At 44.6% G+C, this 1685-nt stretch carries 1 protein-coding gene; it reads right to left on the bottom strand.

Annotated features, from left to right (window positions below; all coding sequences use genetic code 11):
- A partial coding sequence (locus tag BMW53_RS21055; protein WP_441294356.1) for an HYR-like domain-containing protein occupies nucleotides 1-1685 on the bottom strand: 1685 nt, incomplete at both ends.

The following is a 1685-nucleotide window of genomic DNA, read 5'->3' as shown; positions in this document are numbered from 1 at the left end:
TCCGAGTCACAATTGTCAGCAGCAGTCAGCACAACAGCCTCAACAACGTCATCACACTCAGCAGTAATTTCTGCTAATGGCAATGTTTCGTTGAAAGTAGGTGCGGTGTTATCCGAAACAGTTACTGTTTGTGTAAATGAAGTTTCATTACCACAGTCGTCAGTCGCTGTCCATGTACGTGTTAAAGTATAGCTGTTTGCGCAGTTGCCGTCAGTTCTTGTTTCAGTAAATTCAACCGGAACGTCTGCATCGCAATTGTCAGCAGCAGTCAGCACAACAGCTTCAGCAACGTCATCACACTCAGCAGTAATTTCTGCTAATGGCAATGTTTCGTTGAACGTAGGAGCTGTATTGTCCGAAACAGTTACTGTTTGTGTAAATGAAGTTTCATTACCACAGTCGTCAGTCGCTGTCCATGTACGTGTTAAAGTATAGCTGTTTGCGCAGTTGCCGTCAGTTCTTGTTTCAGTAAATTCAACCGGAACGTCTGCATCGCAATTGTCAGCAGCAGTCAGCACAACAGCTTCAGCAACGTCATCACACTCAGCAGTAATTTCTGCTAATGGCAATGTTTCGTTGAACGTAGGAGCTGTATTGTCCGAAACAGTTACTGTTTGTGTAAATGAAGTTTCATTACCACAGTCGTCGGTAGCAGTCCAAACGCGTGTTAAGGTATAGCTGTTTGCGCAGTTGCCGTCAGTTCTTGTTTCGGTAAATTCAACCGGAACATCTGAGTCACAATTGTCAGCAGCAGTCAGTACAACAGCCTCAGCAACGTCATCGCACTCAGCCGTAATTTCTGCTAATGGCAATGTTTCGTTGAAAGTAGGTGCAGTGTTATCCGAAACAGTTACTGTTTGCGTAAATGAAGTTTCATTACCACAGTCGTCAGTAGCTGTCCAAACGCGTGTTAAGGTATAGCTGTTTGCACAGTTGCCGTCAGTTCTTGTTTCGGTAAATTCAACCGGAACATCTGAGTCACAATTGTCAGCAGCAGTCAGTACAACAGCCTCAGCAACGTCATCGCACTCAGCCGTAATTTCTGCTAATGGCAATGTTTCGTTGAAAGTAGGTGCAGTGTTATCCGAAACAGTTACTGTTTGCGTAAATGAAGTTTCATTACCACAGTCGTCAGTAGCTGTCCAAACGCGTGTTAAGGTATAGCTGTTTGCACAGTTACCGTCAGTTCTGTTTTCTTCAAAAACAACCGGAACATCCGAGTCACAATTGTCAGCAGCAGTCAGCACAACAGCCTCAGCAACGTCATCACACTCAGCAGTAATTTCTGCTGTTGGCAATGTTTCGTTGAAAGTAGGTGCAGTGTTGTCAGAAACGATCACTGTCTGCGTAAATGAAGTTTCATTACCACAGTCGTCAGTAGCTGTCCAGGTGCGTGTTAATGTATAGCTGTTTGCGCAGTTGCCGTCAGTTCTGGTTTCGGTAAATTCAACCGGAATATCCGAGTCACAATTGTCAGCAGCAGTCAGCACAACAGCCTCAACAACGTCATCACACTCAGCAGTAATTTCTGCTAATGGCAATGTTTCGTTGAAAGTAGGTGCGGTGTTATCCGAAACAGTTACTGTTTGTGTAAATGAAGTTTCATTACCACAGTCGTCAGTAGCTGTCCAGGTGCGTGTTAATGTATAGCTGTTTGCGCAGTTGCCGTCAGTTCTGGTTTCGGT

Source organism: Draconibacterium orientale, assembly GCF_900111425.1.
Classification (GTDB): Bacteria; Bacteroidota; Bacteroidia; order Bacteroidales; family Prolixibacteraceae; genus Draconibacterium; species Draconibacterium orientale.
This window is presented reverse-complemented; position numbering and strand designations above follow the sequence as displayed.